The following is a 24090-nucleotide window of genomic DNA, read 5'->3' as shown; positions in this document are numbered from 1 at the left end:
TCACCTCGCTCAGTTGAGATGGGTCTTGAGTTCCGCCGCCGCCTGGCGCACCGCTGCCTTGACCTCCGGGATCTGGCTCAGCGGGTTGAGCAGGCCGAAGTCGTGGATCATCCCGTTGTAGCGCACCGACGTCACTGGCACACCGGCCGCATCCAGGTGACGGGCGTAGCCTTCGCCTTCGTCGCGCAGCACGTCGAATTCGGCGGTCTGCACCAGCGCGGCGGGCAGGCCCTTGAGCTGGTCGGCGCTGGCGTTGAGCGGCGAGGCATGGATCTGCGCACGCTCGGCCGGGTTGGTGGTGTAGTTGTCCCAGAACCACTGCATCATGCCCTTGGTCAGGAAGTGGCCTTCGGCGAACTGGCGGTACGAGCCGTTATCGAACCCGGCGTCGGTCACCGGCCACATCAGCAACTGGAAACGCAGGGCCGGGGTGTTCTGTTCCTTGGCCTTCAAAGCGACCACCGCCGCCATGTTGCCGCCTACGCTGTTGCCGGCCACCGCCAGACGCTTGCCGTCCACGCCGATCTCCTGCCCGTGCTCGGCCACCCATTTCGTGGCGGCGTAGGCCTGGTTGATCGCGGTCGGGTAACGGGCTTCCGGCGACGGCGTGTAGTCGACGTACACCGCGACGGCGCCGGAGCCGACCACCAGGTCGCGGATCAGGCGCTGGTGGGTCGGGAAGTCGCCCAGCACCCAGCCGCCGCCGTGGAAGAACATGAACACCGGCAAATCGCCTTTGACCTGGGCCGGGCGCACCACCTTCAAGTTGATCGTCTGGCCGTCGGCCTTGATTGCCTTGTCGCTGACTTCAACGCCGGACAGGTCGACCTTCACCGACGCCTGGGCGCCGGTCAGCACCGCGCGGGCGTCTTTGGGGCTCAGTTGCTCCAGCGGCTTGCCGCCGCCGGCGGCGAGGGCGTCGAGGAACGCTTGGGTGTTGTGCTCGACACCGGGGCTGCCGGCGGCGAATGCGTTGCCGATGGACAGGGCGAGGAGGGAGGCGGTGAGGGTGTGCTTGAGGCTCATGGTCAATTCCTTTTTCAATCGTTGGCGTTTTCTGTATTGGGATCGGGCTGCTGCGGCACTGGGTTCCGGCCTCAGCAACACTGTGGACACAGATTATTGAAGTGCCAGGAAGTGAAAAAGCGGCTATAAAGCGTTTGACTGTCCACCATGGAGTGACAATGAACCCCTTTGAAGACATGCGTATCTTTTGCCAGGTCATGGACTCCGGCAGCTTCACGGCGGCGGCCGATCAATTGGGCCTGTCCAAGCAGTTCGTCAGCCGCCGGCTGATGCAGTTGGAAGAGCGCCTGGGCGTGCGCTTGCTCAACCGCTCGACCCGGCGCCTGGACGTCACGCCGCTGGGCCAGAGCTACTACGAATCGGCGCTGCGCCTGCTCGGCGAAGTGGAGCAGGTCGAGCAGGGCATCGCCGGGCAGACCGCCGAACCGCGCGGCACCCTTCGCCTCAGTGCGCCGCTGTCGTTTGCCGTGGCCCATCTGGGGTGCCTGCTGCCGCAGTTCCTGCAGCGCTACCGGGAGGTCACGGTGGAAGTGGACCTGAGCGACCGGCCGGTGGACCTGCTGGGTGAGGGCTACGACCTGGCGCTGCGCATCGGCGTGCTGGAGGACTCCACCCTGATCGCCCGGCGCATCGCCGCCATCGAGCGCGTGTATTGCGCCAGCCCCGCGTACCTGGCCGAGCGCGGCACGCCGCTCAAGCCTGAAGACCTGCATGGCCACGACTGCCTGCCGTACGGCCATGGCCGTTCGGTGCAGTGGCGGTTCAACGCCGGACCGGGCAAGCCGCTGCTGGTGAATGTGGCGGGGCGGATGCGGGTCAACAACGGTGAACTGCTGCGGGACGCGGCGGTGGCGGGGATGGGGATCACGTATCTGCCGACGTTCATCGTCGGTTCGGCGCTGAAGGACGGGCGGTTGGTGCCGGTGCTGGACGAGTTCCGGCCCGAGCCGCTGACGCTGTCGGCGGTGTACCCGCAGCACCGCCAGACGTCGCGCCCGGTGCAGGCGCTGATCGAGTTCCTGCGCGAGCGGCTGGATCCGGCGCATTGCGTGTTGTGAGCGAGCGGTGATGCTGGCTGGGCTGGCCTCATCGCCGGCAAGCCAGCTCCCACAGGTATTTGCGCAGGCCGCAGATCCTGCGTGCGCCCCGCGTACTTTGTAGGAGCCAGCCTGCTGGCGATGGCGGCGGGTCAGGCCGGCTCAGTTGGCGCGCTTGTCGTCGCCGGGCTCGCCGCCGACATGCACACCGCGGTCGTCGCCGACCTCGCCGGCGCGGTGCACGCCCCGGTCATCACCGACCTCGCCGGCGCGGTGCACGCCATGGTCATCGCCCACTTCGCCGGCGCGGTGAACGCCGTGATCGTCGCCGGGTTCGGCATGGGTGCCGCTGCGGCCGGAGGAGGCCGAGTCGCCCGAGTGGCCGGAGCCGTGATCGCTGCCGCTGTGGCCACTGTTGCCGCCACTGCCGCTACCGCCATGACTGCCGCCGTTGCCGCCGTTGCCGCTGCCGCCGCTTCCTCCGCTGCCACCGCCGCCGCTGCCGCCATGGCCACCACCGTTCCCGCCGCCATTACCGCCACCGCCGTTTCCACCGCCACCGCCACTACCTCCGCCACCACCACCGCCTCCGCCGCCACTTCCCCCTTCCTTGGCCTGAACGCTGGACACCCCGGACACGTTGTCCGGGATCAATACGGTGGAAGCCGACAGAACCGCGCCGATGGCCATTGCGAGCATGAGCTTTTGAATGTGCATATCGTTCTCCGTCTTGTGGGTCTGGGTTGGGAACGTGGATGTGCGTTGTCGCGTCAGTCCGACCCGTTCCCGGGGTCAGTGAATGCTTGAGGCCAGTTCGAAGATCGGGATGTACATCAGGATCACGATCACGCCGATCAGCAGGCCGATGAACGTCATGAGCAGCGGTTCGAACAGGCGCACGAACCATTCGATCCAGCGGCTGATCTCCTCGTCGTAGAAATCGGCGCTGCGCTCCATCATCTGGCCCAGGTTGCCGGACTGCTCCCCGGCACGCAGCAGGCGCAGGGACACAGGCGTCACCAGCCGATTGAGCTCCAGCGCGGCGGACAGCGACTGCCCTTCGCGCACCCGCTCGCAGGCCTGGTCCAGCCGCGTGCGCGAGGCCACGGTGAGCAGGCCGCGCACCATGCCCATGGCGGTCACCAGCGGGATCCCGCCTTGCAGCAGGATCCCCAGCGAGCGGTAGAACCGCGCCAGTTCATACATGAAGATCCGCTGGTGCACGGCAGGCAGCCGTTCCACCAGCCGATCCAGCGCCCGGCGAAACGCCGGCTGCTTCTGCAGCAGCGCAAGCGTCACGACCAGCGCCGCCAGGGCGCCGAAGAATTCGCCCTGGTGCGCATGCAGGAACATCCCGCTGCCCATCAGGATCTGCGACAGCCACGGCAGGTTCGAGCCCAGCCCTTCGAACACCAGGCTGAAGCGCGGCACCACGTAGCCCATCAGGAACAGCACCACGCCGCCGCCCACCACCAGCAACAGCAACGGGTAGATCGAGGCGCTGACGATCTTCTGCCGCACCTCGTCCATGCGCTGGCGGTAGCTGACGTAGCGGCCCAGCGCATCGCCCACCGCGCCGGTCTTCTCGCTGGACTGCACCAGCGCCACGTACAGCGGCGGGAACACCGCCGACAGTTGCCCCAGCGCCTGGGAGAAGGATTTGCCTTCGTACAGCAGGCGCACCAGCTCACTGAGGGTCTTGCGGGCGGCGGGGGCGGTCTCTTTTTCCGCCAGGCTTTCCAGCGCGTCGATCAGCGGCAGGCCGGCGTTGAGCAGGGTGGTCAGCTCCTGGCTGAACAGCACCAGGTTGAACGTCTCGCGCTGGCGCAGGCGCAACGAACGCCAGTGCCGCTCGGCGTGCAGGCTGACCACGCGCAGGCCCTGCTCCTCGGCGATGCGCCGCGCCTCGCTCTGGCCGGGCGCCTCGACGCTCAGCGACACCACCCCGGCCTTGCCCACCGCCTTCAGATGAAAACGCATGCTCGGCGCTCCGCTCATTGCCAGTTGGTGACTTCGGCGTTTTCGCCGTCGCCGCCGGGCTGGCCGTCCTTGCCCATGGACAGCAGGTCATACTCGGCGTTTTCGCCGGGGTAGCGATAGCTGTAGGCGCGGCCCCACGGATCCAGCGGCAGTTTTTTCTGAATGTACGGGCCGGTCCACTTCGCTTCGTCGCTCGGGGCGGTCACCAGCGCCTGCAATCCCTGTTCGGTGGAGGGGTAGTGGCCGACCTCCAGCCGGTACAGGTCCAGGGCCTTGCTCAGGCCCTCGATCTGCGCCTTGGCGACCTTCACTTCGGAGCGGCCCAACTGGGCGAAGTACTTGGGCGCGACGATCCCGGCCAGCAGGCCGAGCACCACCAGCACCACCAGCAGTTCGAGCAGGGTGAAGCCGTGCTGGGCACGCGGTGACGAACGCAAACACCGTTTCATGATGACCTCCGTGGGCGGGCAGCCGGGTCGCTGCGAGGGCTTGCCCGACGGCTCATGCAATAGCCGTGCTCAGGCCTTGCACTTGGGCCGGGGCCCTTGCGCCACGGGCCTTGCGCAAGTCGGCACAGTGCTTGCGTAAGAGGGTTCCAGGACCGGTGAGTGGGGCATTTCCCCCAATTTTCAGCGCCGTTCCGGGGAGGCCCACCATGAAACCGTTCGCCACCGGATTGCTCGCCGCAGGACTGCTCGGCGGCCTGTTCCTGACCGCTGTCGCCCAAGCCGATGTGTTCGTCTCCGTGGACGCCAAGGGCAGCTATGTGCTGTCCAACGTCCACCGTCCCGGACGCACCTACGAGCGGGTGATCCACGAACCCGGCAACACGCTGGCCGGCGCCGACCGGCAGCCGCAGATGATCGCCGCCCAGCCCTACGCGGAACTGGTGTCGGCGGCGGCCACGGCCAATCACCTGCCCGAAGCGCTGCTGCACGCGGTGATCAACGCCGAATCGAACTACAACCCCGGCGCCACCTCGCCCAAGGGCGCGGGTGGGCTGATGCAGTTGATGCCCGACACTGCGCGGGAGCTGGGGGTGAAGGACGTCTACGACCCCAAGGCCAACATCCAGGGCGGCGCCCGTTACCTCAAGCGCCTGATGACCCTGTTCGACAACGACATCGCCCTCGCCGTGGCCGCCTACAACGCAGGTCCCGACGCGGTGCTCAGCCGCGGCCGGGTGATCCCGCCGTTCGCCGAAACCCAGCGTTACGTGCCCAGCGTCCTGCGCCAGTACCGGCGTCTTCAGGGGCTGGCGGACGATGCGCCGCTGTAGGCCGGCGCACCGGTCGTTCCCCAACTTCGGGGCAACGGGCGAGGCCCGGAAAACCGGGGAAACGGGTGGGGAATATTCCCCGGTTCTTCAAGTCGTCGCGGCAAGTGTTTGAGAAATAACCGAATTTTTTGTGGCACGCGGATTGCTCCCAAGGCTTTGTCGAGAATCATTCCCTGTGAGCACCCACTGCGAGGTCTGTGATCATGGTAGGCATCCACCACGCTCCGTCCCTGTTGAACTGGATGCTGTTGCTGGCCTCGATGCTCAGCGTCGAACTGGCCAGCGCGGCGGTGCGCTGCGAGCGCAACCTGGTGGCCAACGTGGTGGCGTTCGATCAGCCGCTGATGTTCAACCGCCTGGGCGCGCAGAACGTCAACGGCATGATGTTCGCCCTGCGCCGGGACGTGGTCGATGACCGCAATGTGTCCCTGGCCCAGGGCGGCGCGGCGGTGCCGGGCAAGGTCTCGCTGCGTCCCGACAAGCGTCCGCGGCCGCTGGTGCTGCGGGTGGCGGCGGGGGACTGCCTGACCGTCAACCTGCAGAACCTGCTGGCCTACCAGGCCAACCCGAACCACCACTGGGCCGAGGGCGGTGAAGAAGAGGGCGAAGACGCGTTGGAGAACGTCAACGCCGGCGAGGCCTTCAAGGCCGATGAGCAAGTGGCCGACCGGCATGTCGGGTTCCAGGTCAACGGTTTGCAGGCGGTGAACGGCATCGACGACATCGCCTCGTTCACCGGCCGCAACGGCAACAGCCTGGCCGCCCCCGGCGCGAGCCGTTCCTACACCCTGTTCGCCGAGCGCGAAGGGGCCTTCGACGTCAGCAGCCGCGGCGCGACCTTCGGCGGCGAGGGGGCGGCCGGCAACAACGCCAACGGCCTGTTCGCCCAAGTGGTGGTCGTGCCCAAGGGCGGCCGCACCTACCGCAACACCGTCACCGAAGAAGAAATGCGCCTGGCCAGCACCGGCCGCACGCCGGCCGGCCACCCCGTCGTCGACTACCAGGCCCGCTACCCGCAGCGCGAACCCTGGCTGCGCGAAGGCAAGGCCGGATCGCCGATCATCGCCATGGTCGACGGCAGCGAAATCATCTCCAGCGAAAGCGACGCCATCGTCATGGGCAGCAACCCCGACGGCAGCTTCCCGCCGGTCACCTATCCGCTGGAATCGGTGGGCAAGCGCAACCCGGCGTTGCCCAACCGGCTGGAGCCGTTCCGCGATTTCGCCGCGCAGTTCCAGGACGAGACCGCCGTCACCCAGGCCTTCCCGGCGTACTTCGCGGACCCGGTGATGGGCCATGTGCTGGAGCCGACCCGCGACTCGTTCATGATCAACTACGGGGCCGGAGGCATGGGCGCGGAAGTCATCGCCAACCGCTTGGGCGTGGGGCCGATGCACGATTGCCTGTCGTGCGCCTATGAGGAGTTCTTCCTGAGCTCGCACACCGTGGGCGACGTGGCGATGCTGGTGGACGTGCCGGCCAACGCTGGCCTTGAGAACATCGCTCCGGGCCAGACCCCGCGCGCCGATCAGGTGGGCGTGAAGGCGACCATGGCGCTGTACCCGTCGGAGCCTTCCAACGTCAACCACAGCTACATCGGTGACTTCGTCAAGTTCCGCAACACCCACAACGGCTACGAGCACCACATCTTCCACCTGCACGGCCACCAGTGGCTGTTCAACCCCAACGACGACAACTCCGACTACGTCGATGCCCAAGGCATCGGCCCGGGCGCCGGCTACACCTACGAAATCGCCAACGGCGGCTCGGGCAACCGCAACCGGGTGGCCGGGGATGCGATCTTCCACTGCCATTTCTATCCGCACTTCGCCCAGGGCATGTGGGCCATGTGGCGGGTGCACGACGTGTTCGAGGAAGGCACCCGGCTTGAGGTGTCGCAGCAGGGCGCCGACGGCTTCCACAGCGAACCCTATGCGCTGCGCAGCGGCAAGCCGGCGGCCGGGGCGCGGGCCTTGCCCGACGGAGAGATCATCGCCGGCACGCCGATCCCGGCGGTGGTGCCGCTGCCCGGCAAGGCCATGGCACCGATGCCCGGCAAGGTCGTGGTGGTGCCGAAGGTCGGCGAGACCCTGGTCGCCGGCCACGACGAGGATGACGACGAGGAAGACGCAGACGATGACGGGCACCACGGCGGCGACGACGCAGGCCAGGCGATCGGATCGCTGGCCCTGGTGGACCGCAGCGAGGCCAACCGCAACGCCGACGGCAGCCTGAAGAACCCCGGCTATCCGTTCTGGATCGGCGGCATGGAAAGCTCGGTGGGCCAACGTCCGCCGACTCCGCCGCTGGACATGCTCGACGCCACTGCCGCGCAGGCGCTCAAGGCCAGCGGCAAGGCGCTGTGGGCCAACCTTGACCCGAACCAGTCCGGTGGCTGGGACGGCGGCCTGCCGCGCCATGCGCTGGACGGCAAGTCCGCAGGCGGCGAGGCGCACACCGTGACCACCTCGCTGGACTTCTCCAAGGAAGTGGTGCGGGCCAGGCCGATCTATCTGCCGGAGGAGGGCACCGAGGTCGAACAGGCCGCCATGGCTTTCCACGCGAAAAAGGATCACCCAAGCTTTGCCTTGCTGCCCGGCAACCAGGTGGTGGCCAAGGCCTTCCGCACCAACGGCGCTTTGCCGGTGGCCGGTGCGCCGTACTACGAGCCGTGCATGGACGACCGCCAGAAGCGCCTGACCGGCAGCGCCGGCAGCGGTGAGTTCGCCAGCGGCGAGCGCCTCGACGGATTGTCGTTCGTCGGTTCGTCGAGCTTCACCGCCGACCGCCCGCGGGTCTACAAGGCCGCCAACATCCAGTTCGACGCGGTGTACAACAAGGTCGGCTACCACTTCCCGCAGGCGCGCATCCTGGCGCTGTGGGAGGACGCCTGGCCGGTGATCACCAAGCAGCGTCCGCCGGAGCCGCTGGTGATGCGCATGAACACCTTCGACTGCGTGCAGTACCAGCAGACCAACCTGGTGCCGGCCGTCTACGAGATGGACGACTATCAGGTGCGCACTCCGACCGACGTGATCGGCCAGCACATTCACCTGCCCAAGTGGGACCTGACCGCCGCCGACGGTTCCTCCAACGGCTGGAACTATGAGGACGGTGTGCTTTCCCCCGGCGCCGTGCAGGAGCGCGTGCATGCCATCCGCGCCTTCAACGGCTGCGAAGGCAGCGACCCGCGCGACGGCACGCCGGCCTGTCCGAAGGCCCGTGCGCATCCGTTCTTCGGCCAGTACGGGCGCAGCGACTGGCTGGGCGCGCGCACGGCGATGCAGCGCTGGTTCGTCGACCCGGTGGTGAACACCAAAGGCGTGGACCGCGGCCTGGGCACGATCTTCACCCACGACCACCTCGGCCCGTCGACCCACCAGCAGATCGGCCTGTACGCCACGGTGCTGGCCGAGCCCGCCGGTTCCACCTGGTTCCACGCCGAGACCGGCGAGCCGCTCTACAGCGGGGCGCGGCAGGACGGCGGGCCGACCTCGTGGCAAGCGGTGATCAACACCGGCGACCTCGACGGCGACGGCCTCAACGACAGCTTCCGCGAGTTCTTCCTGGAGTACAGCGACTTCCAGCACGCCTATGAAGCCGGCGTGTACGTGGGCGCCGGCCCCAACGGGATTCCCGATGCGCAGGCGTTCCCGGCCACCGCCGACAGCTTCCGCTTCGCGATCAACCCGCCGGTGCGCAACAACGCCGGCAACCTGCTCGAAGCGGTGGTCGAGGCCCGCGGCGGGATCAAGCCCGGCTGCCCGAGCCGGCCGTGCCCGCAGGCGATCTCGGTGGATGACCCCGGCATGTTCGTCGTCAACTACCGCAACGAGCCGCTGGCCCTGCGGGTGTTCGACCCGAACAAGGTCGGCCCCGACGGCAAGCGCGGCATGCAGGCCGACGGCCTGGGCGGCGACCTCGCCTACGCCATGCAGAGCCGCACCGACCGGGCGATCCCGGCGATGAACCTGGCCCCGAACCTGATCAACTCCGCCACCGGGCCCACCGGCGGCACCACGCTGTTCCCGCCGCACATCAACAAAGGCGGCGCCGAGCCCGGCGATCCGTTCACGCCGATGCTGCGCACCTACACCGGCGACAACGTGCGGCTGCGGGTGCACGCCGGCGGCCATGAGGAAGAGCACAACGTCACCCTGCACGGCGTGAAGTGGCTGCAGAGCGGGTCCGGGTTCGGCAACAGCTCGAACTCCGGCTGGCGCGCCTCGCAGATGGTCGGGATCTCCGAGCAGATGGGCTTCATCGCGCCGGTGTCGATGCTCTCCAGTTCCGCCGCCGCCACCGGGGATTACCTGTACTCGATGGACGCCTCGATCGAAGGCTACTGGAACGGCATCTGGGGCGTGATGCGCAACTACACCGCCCAGCGCAACGACCTGTTCGCGCTGCCGAACAACCCCAAGCCCACCGGCATGCGCAACACCGTGGCGTTCGACGGCACCTGCCCGCGGATCAGCGCCAACCCCAACGGCATCGGCACCCGGCCCACCGTGCAGCGCAACTATGAAGTGGTCGCGGCGCTGGCCAACGACATCCTGCGCAACCCGCTGGCGCTGGCCATCGGCGATCCGGCCGGGCTCGGCCAGCACGTCGGCGGGCCGCTGAACCCGGCCGGCGGCACGCTGGTGTTCAACTCGCGGCCGGTGAGCATCCCGCAAGTGACGGTGACCGATCCTGAGGACGGCCAGACGATCACCCTCGGCGGCCAGAGCGGGCCGATCCATGACCCGACCGCGATCCTCTACGTGCGCAAGTCCGACCTCGACCCGGCCACCGGCAAGCTCAAGCCCGGCGTGCCTGTGGAGCCGCTGGTGCTGCGGGCGGCGGCCGGCGACTGCATCAACGTCACCCTGGAGAACCGCCTGCCGAGCGTGATGCCCGACCTGGCCCAGACCGCCATCCTGCAAGGCCTGGCCAAGCGTGACCGCAACGGCGGCGACGGCTCGACCACGTTCAACAACAACCTGCTGCGGCCGTCCAGCCATGTGGGCCTGCATGCGCAACTGCTGGCCTACGACATCACCAAGTCGGACGGCGTGAACGTCGGCGCCAACCCGATCCAGACCGTGCCGCCGCGCATCGGCAACAGCGGTGCCTACCCGACCCGTACCTATCAGTACTACGCCGGGCACCTGGAGCGCGAAGGCAAACCGGTGACGCAACTGGGGCGCAACGTCGACAACATCAACGCCACGGCGGTGGAGTTCGGCGGTCTCAACTTCACCCCGGCGGATGTGATCAAGCAGCCGCAGAAAGGCTTGGGCGGGGCGATGAGCGTGCTGCCGATGGGCGCCACCTGGGTCGATGACGCCCGCAAAGTGGCGGCCACGGTGACGGTGGCGGGGCAGTCGGCCTACCGCGACTTCGCCATGGTCTGGCAGCGCGCCCTCAACCTGCGCTGGGCCAACGGCCGGCCGGTGGAAGGCATCGCCTCCGAAGGCCTGGGCGTGCCGAACGATCCGAAGGACAACGCCGGCATGGCCATCAACTACAAGGCCGAACCGATGTGGTACCGCTTCGGGCTGGCGCCGGACGCACCGTTCGGCCGCGCCGACGGCCACGGCTACGGCGACGTGCCGAACGCGCACATGGCCTACAGCAACGCGCTGGTGGGCGGCGATCCGCAGACGCCGGTGTTCTACGCCAAACCGGGGCAGCCGTTGCGCACCCACATCCTGATGCCTACCGGCGGCAGCCGCGGCTCGACCTTCCAGCTCGACGGGCACCTGTGGTCGGTCAACCCGTTCCTGTCGGAGAAGAGCGACGTCGGCGGCTACCCGATGAACGCGCCCGGCGTGGGTTCGGTGAAGTTCGGCTACAACCCGATGTCGATGTACATCGGCGCCCGCGAGAGCGTGCTGCCGGCGGCGCACTTCAGCTTCATGCTGCCGAGCGCCGGGGGCAGCAACGCGATACCGGGGGATTACCTGTTCCGCGACAACGCCTCGTTCGGCAACACCGCCGGGCTGTGGGGCCTGCTGCGGGTGACCAACGAGCCCGAGCCGGCGCCGGCGGGGCAATAGCGGCGGTGCACAGGTGGCTTTTCTGTAGGAGCGAGCCTGCTCGCGAAGGGCACGACGCGGATCTGGGTGGTGCGGCAACTGGCGCCATCGCGGGCAAGCCCGCTCCCACAGGGGGCGGCGATGGGCCGGTGGCTCGCTCCTACAGGGGCTGCGGGCGGTCGGGTTTGGCCATGAGTCGGAGGGAGTGCGGTATGAGCTGGATCATCAGAATCAGTGCGTGGATGTTGGCGGTCACCGGTGCGCTGGCGCAGGCCGACGAGGTGCAGACCCTGGCCCGGGACGGGGTGAAGGTGGACTTCGCGCTGCGGCCGCTCGCCGAGGACGGCACCCTGCGCGAAGGCGGGTTCGCCGACGTGCAGTTCCGCATCGCTGACGCCGCCTCCGGCCAACCGCTGTCCGGCGTGGCGCCGGGGGCGTGGATCGATCCGCAGGCCGTCGCCGCCGACCAGGCCCAGGGCCGCGACCGTAGCTGCAAGGCGCGGGTCGGGGTGTTCCTCAAGTCGAACATCGGCGCGCGTCCGCTGCTCGACCTCAACAGTTACTTCGTGCTGGTGATGAACCGCGACGCGAGCCTTTCGGTGGTCGACCCGTCGGTGTCGGTGGGCGGCATCACCAGCACCCTGGCACGGATCGAACTGGCCGGGCCGCCGATGGACTGGGTCACGCCGAAGGACAACAAACAGGTGTTCGTGTCGATGCCGGCGGCGGGGCAGGTGGCGGTGATCGACAGCGAACGGTTCAAGGTCAGCGGTTCCGTCGCCGCCGGCAGCCAGCCGGTGCGGGTGGCGCTGCAGCCGGACGAGCGTTTGCTGTGGGTCGGCAACAACGCGGCCAAGGCCGACGAGTCCGGCGTCACGGTGATCGACACCCAAAGCCTCAAGCCGCTCAAGCACCTGGCCACCGGCCGCGGCCACCACGAAATCGCCTTCAGCAAGGACAGCCGCTTCGCGTTCGTCAGCAACCGCGACGACGGCACCTTGAGCGTCATCGACGTCGCCGGCCTCAGCCTGCTCAAACAGGTCAAGACCGGCGCCAGTCCGCTGTCGGTGGCGTACTCGCCGCTGTCCGGCGCGGTGTACGTGGCCGACGGCAAGGACGGCACCGTGACCGTGATCGACAGCGTCAGCCACGCGGTGCGGCGGGTGATCAAGCTGCAGCAGGGCCTGGGGCCGATGGGCTTCGGCGCCGACGGCCGCTTCGGCGTGGTGCTCAACACCGTGGAAAACCGCGCCACGGTGATCGACGCCGCCAACGACGCGGCCATCCATGACCTGGAGGTGTCCGCCGAGCCCTATCAAGTGGTGTTCACCCGGGCCTACGCCTACGTGCGCGGCCTGGCGTCGCCGAAGGTCACGATGATCAACCTCGCGTCCCTGGGCGAGGGGCGCCGGCCGATCAGCCAAGGGTTCGAGGCCGGGCCCCAGCCGCCGCGGCTGGCCGGGGACTTGCCGCTGGCGTCGAGCCTGGCGGTGGCGCGGGACGACAACGCGGTGTTCGTGGTCAACCCCGTGGACAACACCACCTATTTCTACGCCGAAGGCATGAACGCGCCGATGTCCGGCTACCCCAACCGGGGCCAGTCGGCCCGGGCCGCGCTGGTCGTCGACCGCAGCCTGCGCGAGGTGGAGCCCGGGCTGTACAGCGCGCGGGTCAAGCTGCCGGCGGCCGGGCGCTTCGACGTGGCGTTCCTGCTCAACCAGCCGAACCTCATCCATTGCTTCACCGCGCAGGTGGAGCCGGACAGCGCCCAGCCCCGGCACGCCGGAACGCCCAAGGTCGAGTTCCTGCTGGACAAGACCGCCGTGACGCTCAACGACCCCTACGTGGTGCGCTTTCGCATCGTGCAGGGCAAGCAGGACGCCGCACGCGCCGGGGTGAAGGACGTGCAGTTGCGCTACTTCCTCGCGCCCACCTCGCGCCCCCGCACGGTGGCGGCGCTGGAAGTCGCCGACGGGATCTATGAAGCCCCCGTGACCCTCGACCGCAGCGGCGCGTGGTACCTGCACGTGCGCGCCGCCTCGCTGGGCGCCGGCTTCGACGACAAGACCTTTGCCAGTGTCCGGGTGCAGCCCGGCAAGACTCAGTGACGAGGACGCCACCATGAAGCGATTCGCATCCCGCAGCCTGCTCACCCTGTGCCTGCTGAGCGTCGGCATCCACCAGGCCTGCGCCCATTCGGCGGACGAGCACGCCGGCCACAAGGCGCCCGCCGCCAGCGCTCAGGAACACGCCCAGGTCAAGTTCGCCGACGTGCCCCTGGTGGACCAGAACGGCAAGACCGTGCACCTGGAGCAGGATCTGGTGCACAACAAGATCGTGGTCATGAGCTTCATCTACACCAGCTGCACCACGGTCTGCCCGGTGGTCTCGTCGATCATGGGCAAGGTGCAGAAGCAGCTCGGCGCACGGGTCGGCGGCGAGGTGCAACTGGTGTCGATCAGCATCGATCCGCAGCGCGACGACCCCAAGCGCCTGCAGGAATACGCCCGCACCTTCCAGCGGGGGCCGGGCTGGAGCTGGCTCACCGGCTCGCCCCGGTCCATCGAGGCCACCCTCAAGGGCCTGGGCAGTTTCAGCGGTGACTTCAAGAACCATCAGCCGCTGATCCTCGTCGGCGACGGCAACAGCCGCCACTGGATGCGCTACTACGGCTTCACCGACCCGGCCCTGCTGGCCAAGGAAGTGGAGAAGCTCAGCGGCTTGCGCACCCACGCCAAACACACGGCCATCGCCATGGAGCAACAGCCATGAGAACCCTCGACTGGATCACCCTGACCATGTGCTTCTGGATTTTCAGCCTCGTCGCGTTCGCCCACGAGGGCCACGTGCAGTCAGTCCCCGCCTCGGCCAGCGCCGCCCCGGCCAAAGGCACCCACGACGCGAAGACCTGGTTCACCGACACCCCGCTGACGGATCAGCACGGCCAGACCCTGCGTTTCTACAGCGATGCCCTGCACAACCGCGTGGTGTTGCTCAACGTCATCTTCACCAGCTGCAACGACGCCTGCCCGCTGATCACCCGCAAGCTCAAGGAAGTGCGCGAACTGCTGGGCGACAAGGCCGACGGCGTCACCTTCATTTCCCTTACCAGTGACCCGCTGCGCGATACGCCGGCGGTGCTCAAGGCTTACACCTTGAAGCAGGGCGCCGATGACCCTCACTGGCTTTTTCTTACCGGTGACAAAGCGCAGATGGACCTCGTGCTCGGCCGCATCGGCCAGATCGTGCCGACTCCGGAGCAGCACTCCACCCAGCTGATCGTCGGTGATGTGGCCAACAAGCGCTGGAGCAAGATCCGCCCCGACGCCCCCGCAGCGGCCATCGCGCAGCGCTTGCAGCTGCTGACGATGCCCGTGGCCGGACGCTGAGGCCAGGCCATGAAAACCGCTCCCGCAGGATTCCCGGTCGCGATCCTCCGCCTGCTTGTCCTGATCCTGCTCGCCGGCTTCAGCCTGGTCGCGGGCGCGCTGTCGCTGACCGACGAGGAAAGCGCCGGCAAGCGCCTGTACCGCGAAGGCCTGTCGGCCAGCGGCGAGCCGATCATGGCGAGGGTCGGCGCGGCGGATGTGCTGCTGCCGGCCACCAGCCTGCCGTGCGCCAACTGCCACGGCGCCGACGGCCTCGGCCGGCCCGAGGGCGGGGTGCGTCCGCCGGAACTGAACTGGGCTCGGCTGACCAGCGCCCACGGCCAGCAGGTCAACGGTCGCCGCTATCCGGCCTACGACGACGGCAGCCTGGCGCGGGCGATCCAGCAGGGCCGCGACCCCGCCAACCATCGGCTGGATGCGAGCATGCCGCGCTTCCTGCTGTCGATGAGGGACCTGCGCAACCTCACCGCGTACCTCAAGCGCCTGGCCGACGAGCGCGATCCGGGGCTGGAGGCGGACACCCTGCACCTGGGCACCCTGTTGCCCAGCCAGGGCCCGCTGGCCGAAGAGGGCGCGACGGTGGCGGCGGTGCTCAACGGCAGCGTGGCGCGGATCAACGAGGCGGGCGGCATCCATGGCCGGCAATTGCGCCTGACCGTGGCCGACCCCGGCCCCGACCGGGCCAGCGCCGAACAGGCCCTGCAACGGCTGATCGACGACGAGCACGTGTTCGCCCTGATCGCACCGCTGGCCCCGGCGCTGGACAGCGAACTGGCGCCGCGCCTGGAGCAGGCCGGCCTGCCGCTGATCGGACCGCTCTCGCTGCAAGGCCCGATGCCGTCCAGCCCGCAGATCTTCGAACCGTTGCCGGGGCTGCGCGAGCAACTGATCGCGCTGGCCGACTACGCCACGGCCAGCCTGCGGGTGCTGCAGGGGCCGACGCTGATCGCCTATCCCGCCGACCCGGGCCAGGCGCAGGCGGCCCAGGCCCTGGGCCGCTACCTGCAAAACCACGGCTGGCAGAAGGTGCAGGTGCAACCCTACGACGCGGCCGCCGGCACGGTGCCGCTGGGCTCGCGCTCGGTGTTCTACCTGGGCAGCGGCGGCGGGTTCAGCCGCTTGGCGAACGGCTTGCAAAAGGCCGGGCAGGTGCCGTACCTGTTCGCCGCGTCGAGCCAGGTGGCCGGGGATCTGTTGCAGGTGCCGGACGGCTTCTCCCGACGGGTATTCCTGGCCTATCCGTTTGTGCCCAGCGACTGGACCCAGGCCGGTCGCCTGGCGCTGACCTTGCTGCGCGAGCATCAGGGCCTCGGCGCCCAGCATGCGGTGCTGCAAGTGGGCGCCTACGCCTCGATGCTGCTGTTCTGCGAAGGCATGAAGCAGGCCGGGCGCGACGCCAGCCGCGAAAAACTGGTGGCGGCGCTGGAGGGGCTGCACGACTTCGACACCGGCCTGACCCCGCGCATCAGCTTCGGCCCCGGACGTCGGCTGGGGCTGAGCGGGGCCCATGTGGTGACGATCGACTTGCCGGACCTGCGCTTCTATCTGGTGGCCCCCTACAAACCCGTTGTCGAAATCCCCTGACCGGAGCGTCGCGCCATGAAGCTCAAGACGATGCTGTTGCTGTTCGCAAGCGGGTTCCCGGTGGCGTTCGCCGCTCAAGAACCGGTGGCGGCGCGGGTCAACGGCGAGGCCATTTCCGAGTTTCGCCTGGAGCGCTACTTCACCGAATACCTGGAAGACCAGGGCCGCGCCGTGGCGAGCATCCGCAACCCCAAGGCGTACAGGCAGTTGCGGCAAGCGGCGTTGCAGATGCTGATCGACAAGGAACTGCTGTGGCAGGAGTCGCGCAAGCGCGGGGTGCAGGTCGATGAGCAAGCGGTGCGCCAGCAGGTCGAGCAGACCCGCCAGGCCATCGGCGGCACGGAGAAGTTCACCCGGCGTCTGCAAGAGGCCGGCTTCGACGAGGCCTCGTTCACCGAGTACACCCGCCGCGAACTGGCGGCCCAACGGATGTTCGCCGAACTGACCCGCACCGACGACCCGGCCGAGCAAGAGGTGCGCGCGTTCTTCGAGGAACACCGCGCCGAGATGGGCACGCCGGAACAGGTGCAGGCCCGGCACATTCTGGTGAAGGTGGCGCGGGAGGCCGATTCCGCCACGGTCGAGGCGGCGCGTCTACGCTTGATGCAGATGCGCGAGGCGGTGGAGCGGGGCGAAAGCTTCGCCGGCGTGGCGCAAAAGGGCTCGCAAGATGCCACGGCCAGCCAGGGCGGGCAGTTGGGCTACTTCGCCCGCGGACAGATGGCGCCGGCGTTCGAGGCGGCGGCGTTTGCCTTGCGGCCCGGGGAACTCAGCCAGGCGGTGCGCTCACCGTTCGGCTGGCATTTGATCATCGTCGAGAACCACAAGGAGGCGGCCGATGTCCCAGAGGAGCAAGGGCTGGAAACGGTCAGGGCATACCTCGCCCGACAGCGACAGACCCAGGCTCGCCGTCAGGCGCTCGCGCAATTGCGGGCGCAGAACAGGATCGAACGAATTGACGACGACTGAAGGTTCCCCCCCAATAGTGGGGAATGGCTTCGATGCCCATTCAGGTGCTTCCCCGTTTCTGGGGAACGGGGTACCGGGACGAGCGGGCATTTCCATTCAATTCAAGGACATGAAGACAGACAATCACCGGCACCCGGCCTGGCATGAAGTGTGCGTTACCTCTGGCGAGGCGCACTCCACCAGGCCCGGCCTTGGGTTTCCACTGCCGGACCTGCGGTTTCAAGGAGTCCACCTTGGTTAACAAAGTACTGGTTGTCGAAGACGAACAGCAGTTGGCGGAGAACCTTCAGGTTTACCTGTCGACGCAGGGGCTGGACGTCCGGATTGCACATGACGGCGCGGACGGGATCGGCCAGGCCGAGACCTTCGCCCCCGATGTGATGGTGTTCGATTACCGCTTGCCCGATATGGAAGGCTTTGAGGTGCTCGACGCCGTCCGCCGGAACAGGACGTGTCATTTCGTGCTGATAACGGGTCACCCGACCGCTGAAGTCTGTGAGCGGGCGCGGCAACTGGGAGTCAGCCACATCCTGTTCAAGCCGTTCCCGTTGGCGGAACTGGCGCGGGCGATCTGTGACCTGCTGGGGATCGAGCGTAGCGCGAGACCCGGTGCGAGCCCTTCGCAAGGGTTCGTCGAACGACGCCAGAGCAAGACCGAGAGCTTCCCGTTGCAGTTGTTCGATGGCAGTTGGGTGCTGGCGGATCGCCGACGAAGCAAGTCGGACGCCCTGGCACCGGATGACGACCAAATGCTCACCGGGGAGTAGTGGCGCGATCAGACGTTCCGGCACCCGCCGCAATGGCCTGCCGCGCCGACTGGGCCCCCGGCCCCGGGCGTTGGAGAGCAAGCCATGGATCGTCTGTCCGTTGTCGTCGAACCGCCGTTGGCCGAGCCGTTGCCGCAAGCGCAGGCCCCGGCGCGCTTCACCGCCGAGCAACTGGCCCAGGCCCGGGCACGGGCCGCCGGCTCCGGGGAACGGATGCTCGATGCGCTGGCCGGCCTCAGCGAACTGGCGCCCATGCCGTTCATCGCCAGCCTGGGCGCCACCCTGCATTACCCGGTGCTCGACACCGACAGTCTGTTCCAGGCCGTTCCGGTGTTCGACCGGGTCACCCTCGCGCAATGCCTCAAACGTGAATTCATCCTGCTGCGCCACCGCGACGAGGTCATCGGCGTGTTCGCCGACCCCTTCGACGGCGCGCGCCTGGCCTGGATCGACGAATGCCTGCACGGCGCGCCGCTGTACCTGGTGCACGCCGACGACCTGAGCGCCTACCTGGCCCGCCACGAAGAAAGCTTCCATGCCGTGGAGTCGCTCAACGCCCAGGCCGACGCCGGCACCCAGACCGACACCCTGCAGAGCCTGTCCCTGACCAGCATCAGCGAAGACGCCAGCGTGGTGGTGAAACTGGTCAACTCGACCCTCTACGACGCGCTGAAAATGCACGCCAGCGACATCCACCTCGGCACCACCGGCAACGGGCTGGTGATCAAGTACCGGATCGACGGGGTGCTCAACAACATCAGCAAGATCCAGGGCACCGAGTTCGCCGAGCAAGTGATTTCCCGGGTCAAGGTCATGGCCGAGCTGGACATCGGCGAGAAGCGCGTGCCCCAGGACGGCCGCTTCAAGATCGGCATCAGCGGCCGGCAGATCGACTTCCGGGTGTCGATCATGCCGAGCATCTTCGGCGAAGACGCCGTGCTGCGGGTGCTCGACAAGCAGGACCTGGCCGACAAGGTCTGCGGCGTGCAGTTGCAGGCCCTGGGCTTCGAGGACGAGACCCTGCGCCAGCTGCGCCGGCTGGCCGCCGAGCCCTACGGCATGGTGCTGGTGACCGGCCCCACCGGCAGCGGCAAGACCACCACCCTCTACGCGATGATCACCGAGATCAACCACGGGGTGGACAAGATCATCACCATCGAAGACCCGGTGGAATACCAGTTGCCGGGGGTGCTGCAGATCCCGGTCAACGAGAAGAAGGGCCTGACCTTCGCCCGCGGCCTGCGGTCGATCCTGCGCCACGACCCGGACAAGATCATGGTCGGCGAGATCCGCGACCCGGACACCGCGCAGATCGCCGTGCAGTCGGCGCTCACCGGGCACCTGGTGTTCACCACCATCCACGCCAACAACGTGTTCGACGTGATCGGCCGTTTCACCCAGATGGAGATCGATCCCTACAGCCTGGTCTCGGCGCTCAACGCAGTGCTGGCCCAGCGGCTGATCCGCCTGGTGTGCACCGGTTGCGGCGCACCGGTGACCCCCAGCGAAGAAGAGCTGCGCGCCTCCGGCCTCGATCCGCTCAAGGTCGGCCATTACCGCTTCGTCCACGGCAAGGGCTGCGGTCATTGCCGGGGCAGCGGCTACCGCGGGCGCACGGCGATCGCCGAACTGCTGCACCTGGACGACGAGCTGCGGCAGATGATCGTCGAACGCCAACCCATCACCCGGATCAAGGCCCTGGCCTGCGAGCGCGGTCTGCGCCTGCTGCGCGAGTCGGCGCTGGAACTGGTGGAACACGGCCGCACCACGTTGGAGGAGATCAATCGTGTCACTTTTATCGCGTGAGCGTTTTGTCGCCGTGCTCGGCGCCAGCGGTGTGGGCCTGGGGCAGCGGCGGGGCAGCGAGACCCTGTGGCTGGGCAGCGTCGGCTACATCGACGAAGGCTTCCAGAGCTACGCGGTGGCGCTGGACACCCTCGACCGCCTGCTCGGCGAGCACGCCAGGGCCGGTGCCGAACTGTGCGTGGTGGTCTCCGGGCACTTCAGCCGTTTCTGCCTGGTGCCGTGGAGCGAGCAGATCAGCACCCCTGAGGAACTGCGCGGCTTCGCCCGGCTGTGCTTCGAAGACCTGTTCGGTGCGCCGACCCAGCCGTGGAGCCTGGTGCTGTCCGCCGAGCCTGCGGGCCACGACCGCATCGCCAGTGCCTTGCCGCAGGATCTGCTGGAACGTCTGCGTACACTAGTCGCGGGGCGTGGCTTGCGCCTGCGTTCGGTGCAGCCGTACCTGATGACGGCGTTCAACCGTTTCGACCGCAGCCTCGACGCCGGCGATTTCCTGTTCGTGGTCGCCGAGCCGCTGCGCAGTGTGTTGCTGCTGGCCCGGGAAGGGCGCTGGGCGGCGGTGCGTTCGGTGGGCGGCAGCGACAGCGATGCGGCGCTGGCCGCGCTGGTGGGCCGCGAACGGCAATTGCAGGCCAGCGCCAGCGAGCGTCCGTTCAACGTCTACCTGCACGCCCCGGCGCGCCTCGATGCGCAGCCGGAGATCGACGGGGTGCAGGTGCGCACCCTCGAAGACGACTCGATGACCGTGCGTGACGGCTTGTACGTCATGTCCCGGGCGGTGGCCTGACATGCGCGCCCTGAACCTGGATTTCCAGCCCCGTCCGCGCTCCGGCCCGTTGGGTTGGAGCCTGCTGGGCGGCGGTGCGCTGCTGGCGCTGGTGTGCTTCGGCGTGCAGCAGCACCTCGGCGCCCAGGCCGAACAACAGCAAGGCCATTTGCAGCACACCCAGCGCAGGCTCACCGGCGACAGCGGCGTGAAGGCCAGCCTCACGCCGGCCGAGACCCGCGAGCAGGCGCAGAACCTGGCCGAGATGCGCAAGGTGTCGCAGCAGCTGCGCCGCCCGTGGGAGCGCCTGTTCGCCATGCTCGAAGCCATGCCCCGGGACGACATCGCCTTGCTCAGCCTGACCCCCGACGCACGCAAGGGCCAGGTGCGCATCAGCGCCGAGGCCCGGGACCTGCAGGCGATGCTCGATTTCCATAAGCGTCTGGAGGCCAGCGACGAGCTGTCGGACGTGTCGCTGCTGAGCCACGAAATCGTCGTGAAATCGCCGGAACACCCGGTGCAGTTCAACCTGTCGGCGACCTGGGAGATGGGCGATGCGAATCCCTAGACTGATCGTCCACGAATACCTGCAAGGCCTCGGCGTGCCGGGCCTGGCCGGAGCGGCCCTGCTGCTGGTGGCGCTGGCCTGGGCCCTGGGCGGCCTGCTGCCGGGCTGGCAGTCGCTGCAACAGTTGAGCCGCCAGACCGAGGAAGCCACCGAGTACCTGGCCAAGGTCGAGGACGGCAGCATCGCGCCGCCGGTGGTGCCGCAGCGCCAGCTCGACGACTTTCGCAACAAGCTGCCGGCCCAGCCCCAGGCCACCGTCGCCATCGACCGCATCTACGCCCTGGCGGCCCAGGAACGCATCACCCTGGCCCGCGGCGAATACGCCCTGGGCGTCGATCCCAAGACCCATCTGGCGCGCTACCAGATCCTGCTGCCGGTGCGCGGCAGCTATCCGCAACTGCGCCGCTTCCTGCATGCCTTGCTCGGCCAGTTGCCGGCGGTGGTGGTGGAGGACGTCGAGTTCCAGCGCAAGAAGATCGCCGACACCGACCTCACCGGCCGGATCCGTTTGACCCTTTACCTGTCGAGGTCGTGATGGACACCAAACGCATCGTCGGGTGGGTGGCGTTCTTCGGCGTGGCGGCGGCGCTGGCCTGGTTGCCGGAACACTTCACGCCGAGCGAAGACGGCGAATCGGCCGACCTCGCGGTGGCCACCCCGGCCAAGACCGCTGGCCGCGGCGCGTCGCCCGCCGCTGGCGGGAAGGCCGACGCCGCGCCGATCAAGGACCTGGGGCCGGCCGGCGACCTGTTCGCCGCCCAGTCCTGGAAGCCCGCGCCGACCCTGGCCACGGTCACCGAGCAACCTGTCAACCCGGCCACGGCGGTGCAAGCCCCGAGCTTGCCGCCGGTGCCGTTCCAGTTCGTCGGCCGGCTGCATGACCGCAGCGACTTGCAGGTGTTCCTGCAGGACGGCGAGAAGATCTACGTCGTGCGCAACGGCGATGTGATCGACGACACCTGGAAGATCACCGGCATTTCCGACCTGGAGCTGAGCCTGGTCTACCTGCCTTTGCATTTGTCGCAGACCTTGTCTGTGGGGAGTACGCAATGAACAGATCCCGTTTGCTGATGAGCCTGGGCCTGTGCGCCGGGCTGGCCGCGTGCAGCTCGGCCCAGGTGGCCAACAAGGAGGCCGCCGACCTCATCGACCAGGGCCAGTACGAGGCGGGCCTGGCCCGGATCGAGGAAGGCCTGCGGGAGAACCCCCGCGACACCGAGCTGCACCTGGCGCTCAACAGCGGCCGGGCCAAGGCCATCACCGCGTTGCTGACCTCCGGCGACACCGACCGTTCGCGGCGGGACTTCGCCTCGGCCCGCACCGCCTACAACCGGGTGCTGACCATCGAGCCGAACAACCGCCGCGCCCAGGACGCCCTGCGCCAGCTCGACTACCTGCGCAGCATGGACGAGAAGCTCGAACTGGCCCGCGGCGACCTGCGCCGGGGCGACATCTACGGCGCCGACCGCCAGGTCAAGCAGATCCTCGAGCTCGACCCCACCAACGAGGGCGCGCTGGAGCTGCAAGGCAACATCCGCCTGGTGCAGAGCCGCAACGTCGTGCAGTACCCGCAGCTGCGCACCCGGCTCGACCGGCCGGTGACCCTGGAATTCCGTGAGGCCAACCTCAAGACCGTGTTCGAGGTGCTGTCGCAGGTCGCCGGCCTGAACTTCATCTTCGACAAGGACCTGCGCCCGGACCTCAAGGCCACGATCTTCGTGCGCGACGTGCGCATCGAAGACGCCGTGCAACTGCTGCTGCAACAGAACCAGCTGCACCAGAAAGTGGTGAACGAAAACACCCTGCTGATCTACCCGGACTCGCCGCAGAAGCTCAAGGATTACCAGGAGCTGGTGATGCGCACGTTCTACCTGACCAGCATCGACGCCAACACCGCGCTGAACATGATCAAGACCATGCTCAAGACCCGCGACGTGTTCGTCGACGAGCGCCTCAACACCCTGACCATGCGCGACACCGAAGACGCGGTGCGCATGGCCGAGAAACTCCTGCAGTCCCAGGACCAGTCCAACCCCGAAGTGGTGCTGGAGGTGGAGGTGATGGAAGTCGCCCGCCAGCGCATCCTCGACCTGGGCCTGCAATGGCCGAGCACCTTCGGCGTGGTCAACAGCGACGGCTCGCCGGTGACCCTGCTGGGCCAGCTCAAGGGCATCAACTCCGACCGCATCTCCATCGCGCCGTCGCCCCAGGCCAAGATCAACGCCCAGGACAACGACATCAACACCCTGGCCAGCCCCGTGATCCGAGTCAGCAACCGTGAGCAGGCGCGCATCCACATCGGCCAGCGGGTGCCGATCATCAGCGCCACCTCGGTGCCCTCGACCCAGGGGCCGGTGATCACCGAAAGCGTCACCTACCTCGACGTCGGCCTGAAGCTCGAGGTGCAGCCCACCGTGCACCTGAACAACGAAGTGGCGATCAAGATCGCGCTGGAAGTCAGCAACGCCACGCCGCTGGAGCCGACCCGCCAGGGCACGATCCCGGTGCAGGTCGACACCCGCAACGCCCAGACGTCGCTGCGTCTGCACGACGGCGAGACCCAGATCCTCGCCGGGCTGGTGCGCAACGACCACGGCGCCACCGGCAACAAGATCCCGGGCCTGGGCGACATTCCCGGCTTGGGCCGGCTGTTCGGCAGCAACAAGGACACCGTCGGCAAGTCGGAACTGGTGCTCTCCATCACCCCGCGCATCGTGCGCAACCTGCCGTACCAGAGCCCCTCGGACATGGAGTTCCCCACCGGCACCGAAACCAGCATGCACATCCAGGCACCGGACCGCTCGATGCAGGCGGCCACCCCGGCGCCTTCCGCACAGCCTCGTGCGCTGGGCGGGGCGGCGGTCGCCACCACCCGCGTCACCGTCGAGAAGCCTTGATC

19 protein-coding genes are annotated in these 24090 nt (G+C 68.0%); 15 read left to right on the top strand and 4 right to left on the bottom strand.

All coding sequences use genetic code 11. The annotated features are described in order from the left end of the window. Positions 1-9: 9 nt before the first annotated feature. A complete protein-coding gene (locus tag KVG96_RS14340; protein ID WP_217892737.1) occupies positions 10-1026 on the bottom strand; it encodes an alpha/beta hydrolase in 1017 nt (338 codons plus the stop codon). A gap of 158 nt (positions 1027-1184) precedes the next feature. On the opposite strand from KVG96_RS14340, the gene KVG96_RS14335 reads away from it, so the two are divergent. Then, entirely contained in the window at positions 1185-2084 is a 900-nt protein-coding gene (locus KVG96_RS14335; RefSeq protein ID WP_085707406.1) for a LysR family transcriptional regulator, read from the top strand. Between the two features lie 141 nt (positions 2085-2225). On the opposite strand, the gene KVG96_RS14330 is transcribed toward KVG96_RS14335, so the two are convergent. From KVG96_RS14330 to gspG, 3 genes are all read right to left on the bottom strand, one after another. Further along, positions 2226-2780, bottom strand: a complete 555-nt coding sequence (locus KVG96_RS14330; protein WP_217892736.1) for a hypothetical protein — start codon at positions 2778-2780, stop codon at positions 2226-2228. Positions 2781-2855: 75 nt separating this feature from the next. After that, the gene (locus tag KVG96_RS14325; RefSeq protein ID WP_217892735.1) at positions 2856-4043 is read right to left on the bottom strand and encodes a type II secretion system F family protein; all 1188 of its coding nucleotides are present in this window, start codon (positions 4041-4043) and stop codon (positions 2856-2858) included. 14 nt (positions 4044-4057) lie between these two features. Beyond that, positions 4058-4492 (bottom strand): type II secretion system major pseudopilin GspG, encoded by a 435-nt coding sequence (gene gspG, locus KVG96_RS14320; RefSeq protein WP_217892734.1) that lies wholly within the window; start codon positions 4490-4492, stop codon positions 4058-4060. Between the two features lie 206 nt (positions 4493-4698). Here gspG and KVG96_RS14315 point away from each other — a divergent pair, with 206 nt between their 5' ends. From KVG96_RS14315 to KVG96_RS14250, 14 genes are all read left to right on the top strand, one after another. Beyond that, positions 4699-5322 carry a lytic transglycosylase domain-containing protein gene (locus tag KVG96_RS14315; RefSeq protein WP_217892733.1) on the top strand — a complete coding sequence of 208 codons (624 nt, stop codon included), beginning with the start codon at positions 4699-4701 and terminating at the stop codon, positions 5320-5322. A gap of 203 nt (positions 5323-5525) precedes the next feature. Next, positions 5526-11366, top strand: a complete 5841-nt coding sequence (gene mnxG, locus KVG96_RS14310; RefSeq protein WP_217892732.1) for a manganese-oxidizing multicopper oxidase MnxG — start codon at positions 5526-5528, stop codon at positions 11364-11366. A 221-nt stretch (positions 11367-11587) separates the two neighbouring features. Next, positions 11588-13453 carry a YncE family protein gene (locus KVG96_RS14305; RefSeq protein WP_225927461.1) on the top strand — a complete coding sequence of 622 codons (1866 nt, stop codon included), beginning with the start codon at positions 11588-11590 and terminating at the stop codon, positions 13451-13453. A 13-nt stretch (positions 13454-13466) separates the two neighbouring features. After that, positions 13467-14117, top strand: coding sequence for an SCO family protein (locus KVG96_RS14300; protein ID WP_217892730.1), 651 nt, complete (start codon positions 13467-13469; stop codon positions 14115-14117). After that, positions 14114-14734 (top strand): SCO family protein, encoded by a 621-nt coding sequence (locus KVG96_RS14295; RefSeq protein WP_217892729.1) that lies wholly within the window; start codon positions 14114-14116, stop codon positions 14732-14734. Before KVG96_RS14300 ends, KVG96_RS14295 begins: the two co-directional genes overlap by 4 nt. 9 nt (positions 14735-14743) lie before the next feature. Continuing rightward, on the top strand, positions 14744-16318 hold the full coding sequence (locus KVG96_RS14290) for a cytochrome c/ABC transporter substrate-binding protein (RefSeq protein WP_217892728.1): 1575 nt from the start codon (positions 14744-14746) through the stop codon (positions 16316-16318). A 15-nt stretch (positions 16319-16333) separates the two neighbouring features. Next, positions 16334-17287, top strand: coding sequence for a peptidylprolyl isomerase (locus tag KVG96_RS14285; protein ID WP_217892727.1), 954 nt, complete (start codon positions 16334-16336; stop codon positions 17285-17287). 233 nt (positions 17288-17520) lie between these two features. Beyond that, complete coding sequence (locus tag KVG96_RS14280; protein WP_085586859.1) at positions 17521-18054, top strand: response regulator; 534 nt, start codon at positions 17521-17523, stop codon at positions 18052-18054. Between the two features lie 84 nt (positions 18055-18138). Next, entirely contained in the window at positions 18139-19860 is a 1722-nt protein-coding gene (locus tag KVG96_RS14275; protein WP_217892726.1) for a GspE/PulE family protein, read from the top strand. Continuing rightward, complete coding sequence (locus KVG96_RS14270; protein WP_217892725.1) at positions 19841-20644, top strand: hypothetical protein; 804 nt, start codon at positions 19841-19843, stop codon at positions 20642-20644. Before KVG96_RS14275 ends, KVG96_RS14270 begins: the two co-directional genes overlap by 20 nt. A 1-nt stretch (position 20645) precedes the next feature. Then, positions 20646-21191, top strand: coding sequence for a PilN domain-containing protein (locus KVG96_RS14265; RefSeq protein WP_217892724.1), 546 nt, complete (start codon positions 20646-20648; stop codon positions 21189-21191). After that, positions 21178-21726 (top strand): GspMb/PilO family protein, encoded by a 549-nt coding sequence (locus KVG96_RS14260; protein WP_217892723.1) that lies wholly within the window; start codon positions 21178-21180, stop codon positions 21724-21726. The genes KVG96_RS14265 and KVG96_RS14260 overlap by 14 nt, the downstream gene beginning before the upstream one ends. Continuing rightward, positions 21726-22244, top strand: coding sequence for a hypothetical protein (locus KVG96_RS14255; protein ID WP_217892722.1), 519 nt, complete (start codon positions 21726-21728; stop codon positions 22242-22244). Before KVG96_RS14260 ends, KVG96_RS14255 begins: the two co-directional genes overlap by 1 nt. Beyond that, complete coding sequence (locus KVG96_RS14250; protein WP_217892721.1) at positions 22241-24088, top strand: secretin GspD/PilQ domain-containing protein; 1848 nt, start codon at positions 22241-22243, stop codon at positions 24086-24088. Before KVG96_RS14255 ends, KVG96_RS14250 begins: the two co-directional genes overlap by 4 nt. The last annotated feature ends 2 nt before the right edge of the window (positions 24089-24090 follow it).

Source organism: Pseudomonas ekonensis (assembly GCF_019145435.1).
GTDB lineage: Bacteria > Pseudomonadota > Gammaproteobacteria > Pseudomonadales > Pseudomonadaceae > Aquipseudomonas > Aquipseudomonas ekonensis.
The sequence above is the reverse complement of the archived record's forward strand: the minus strand, read 5'-3'. Positions and strand labels throughout refer to the sequence as shown.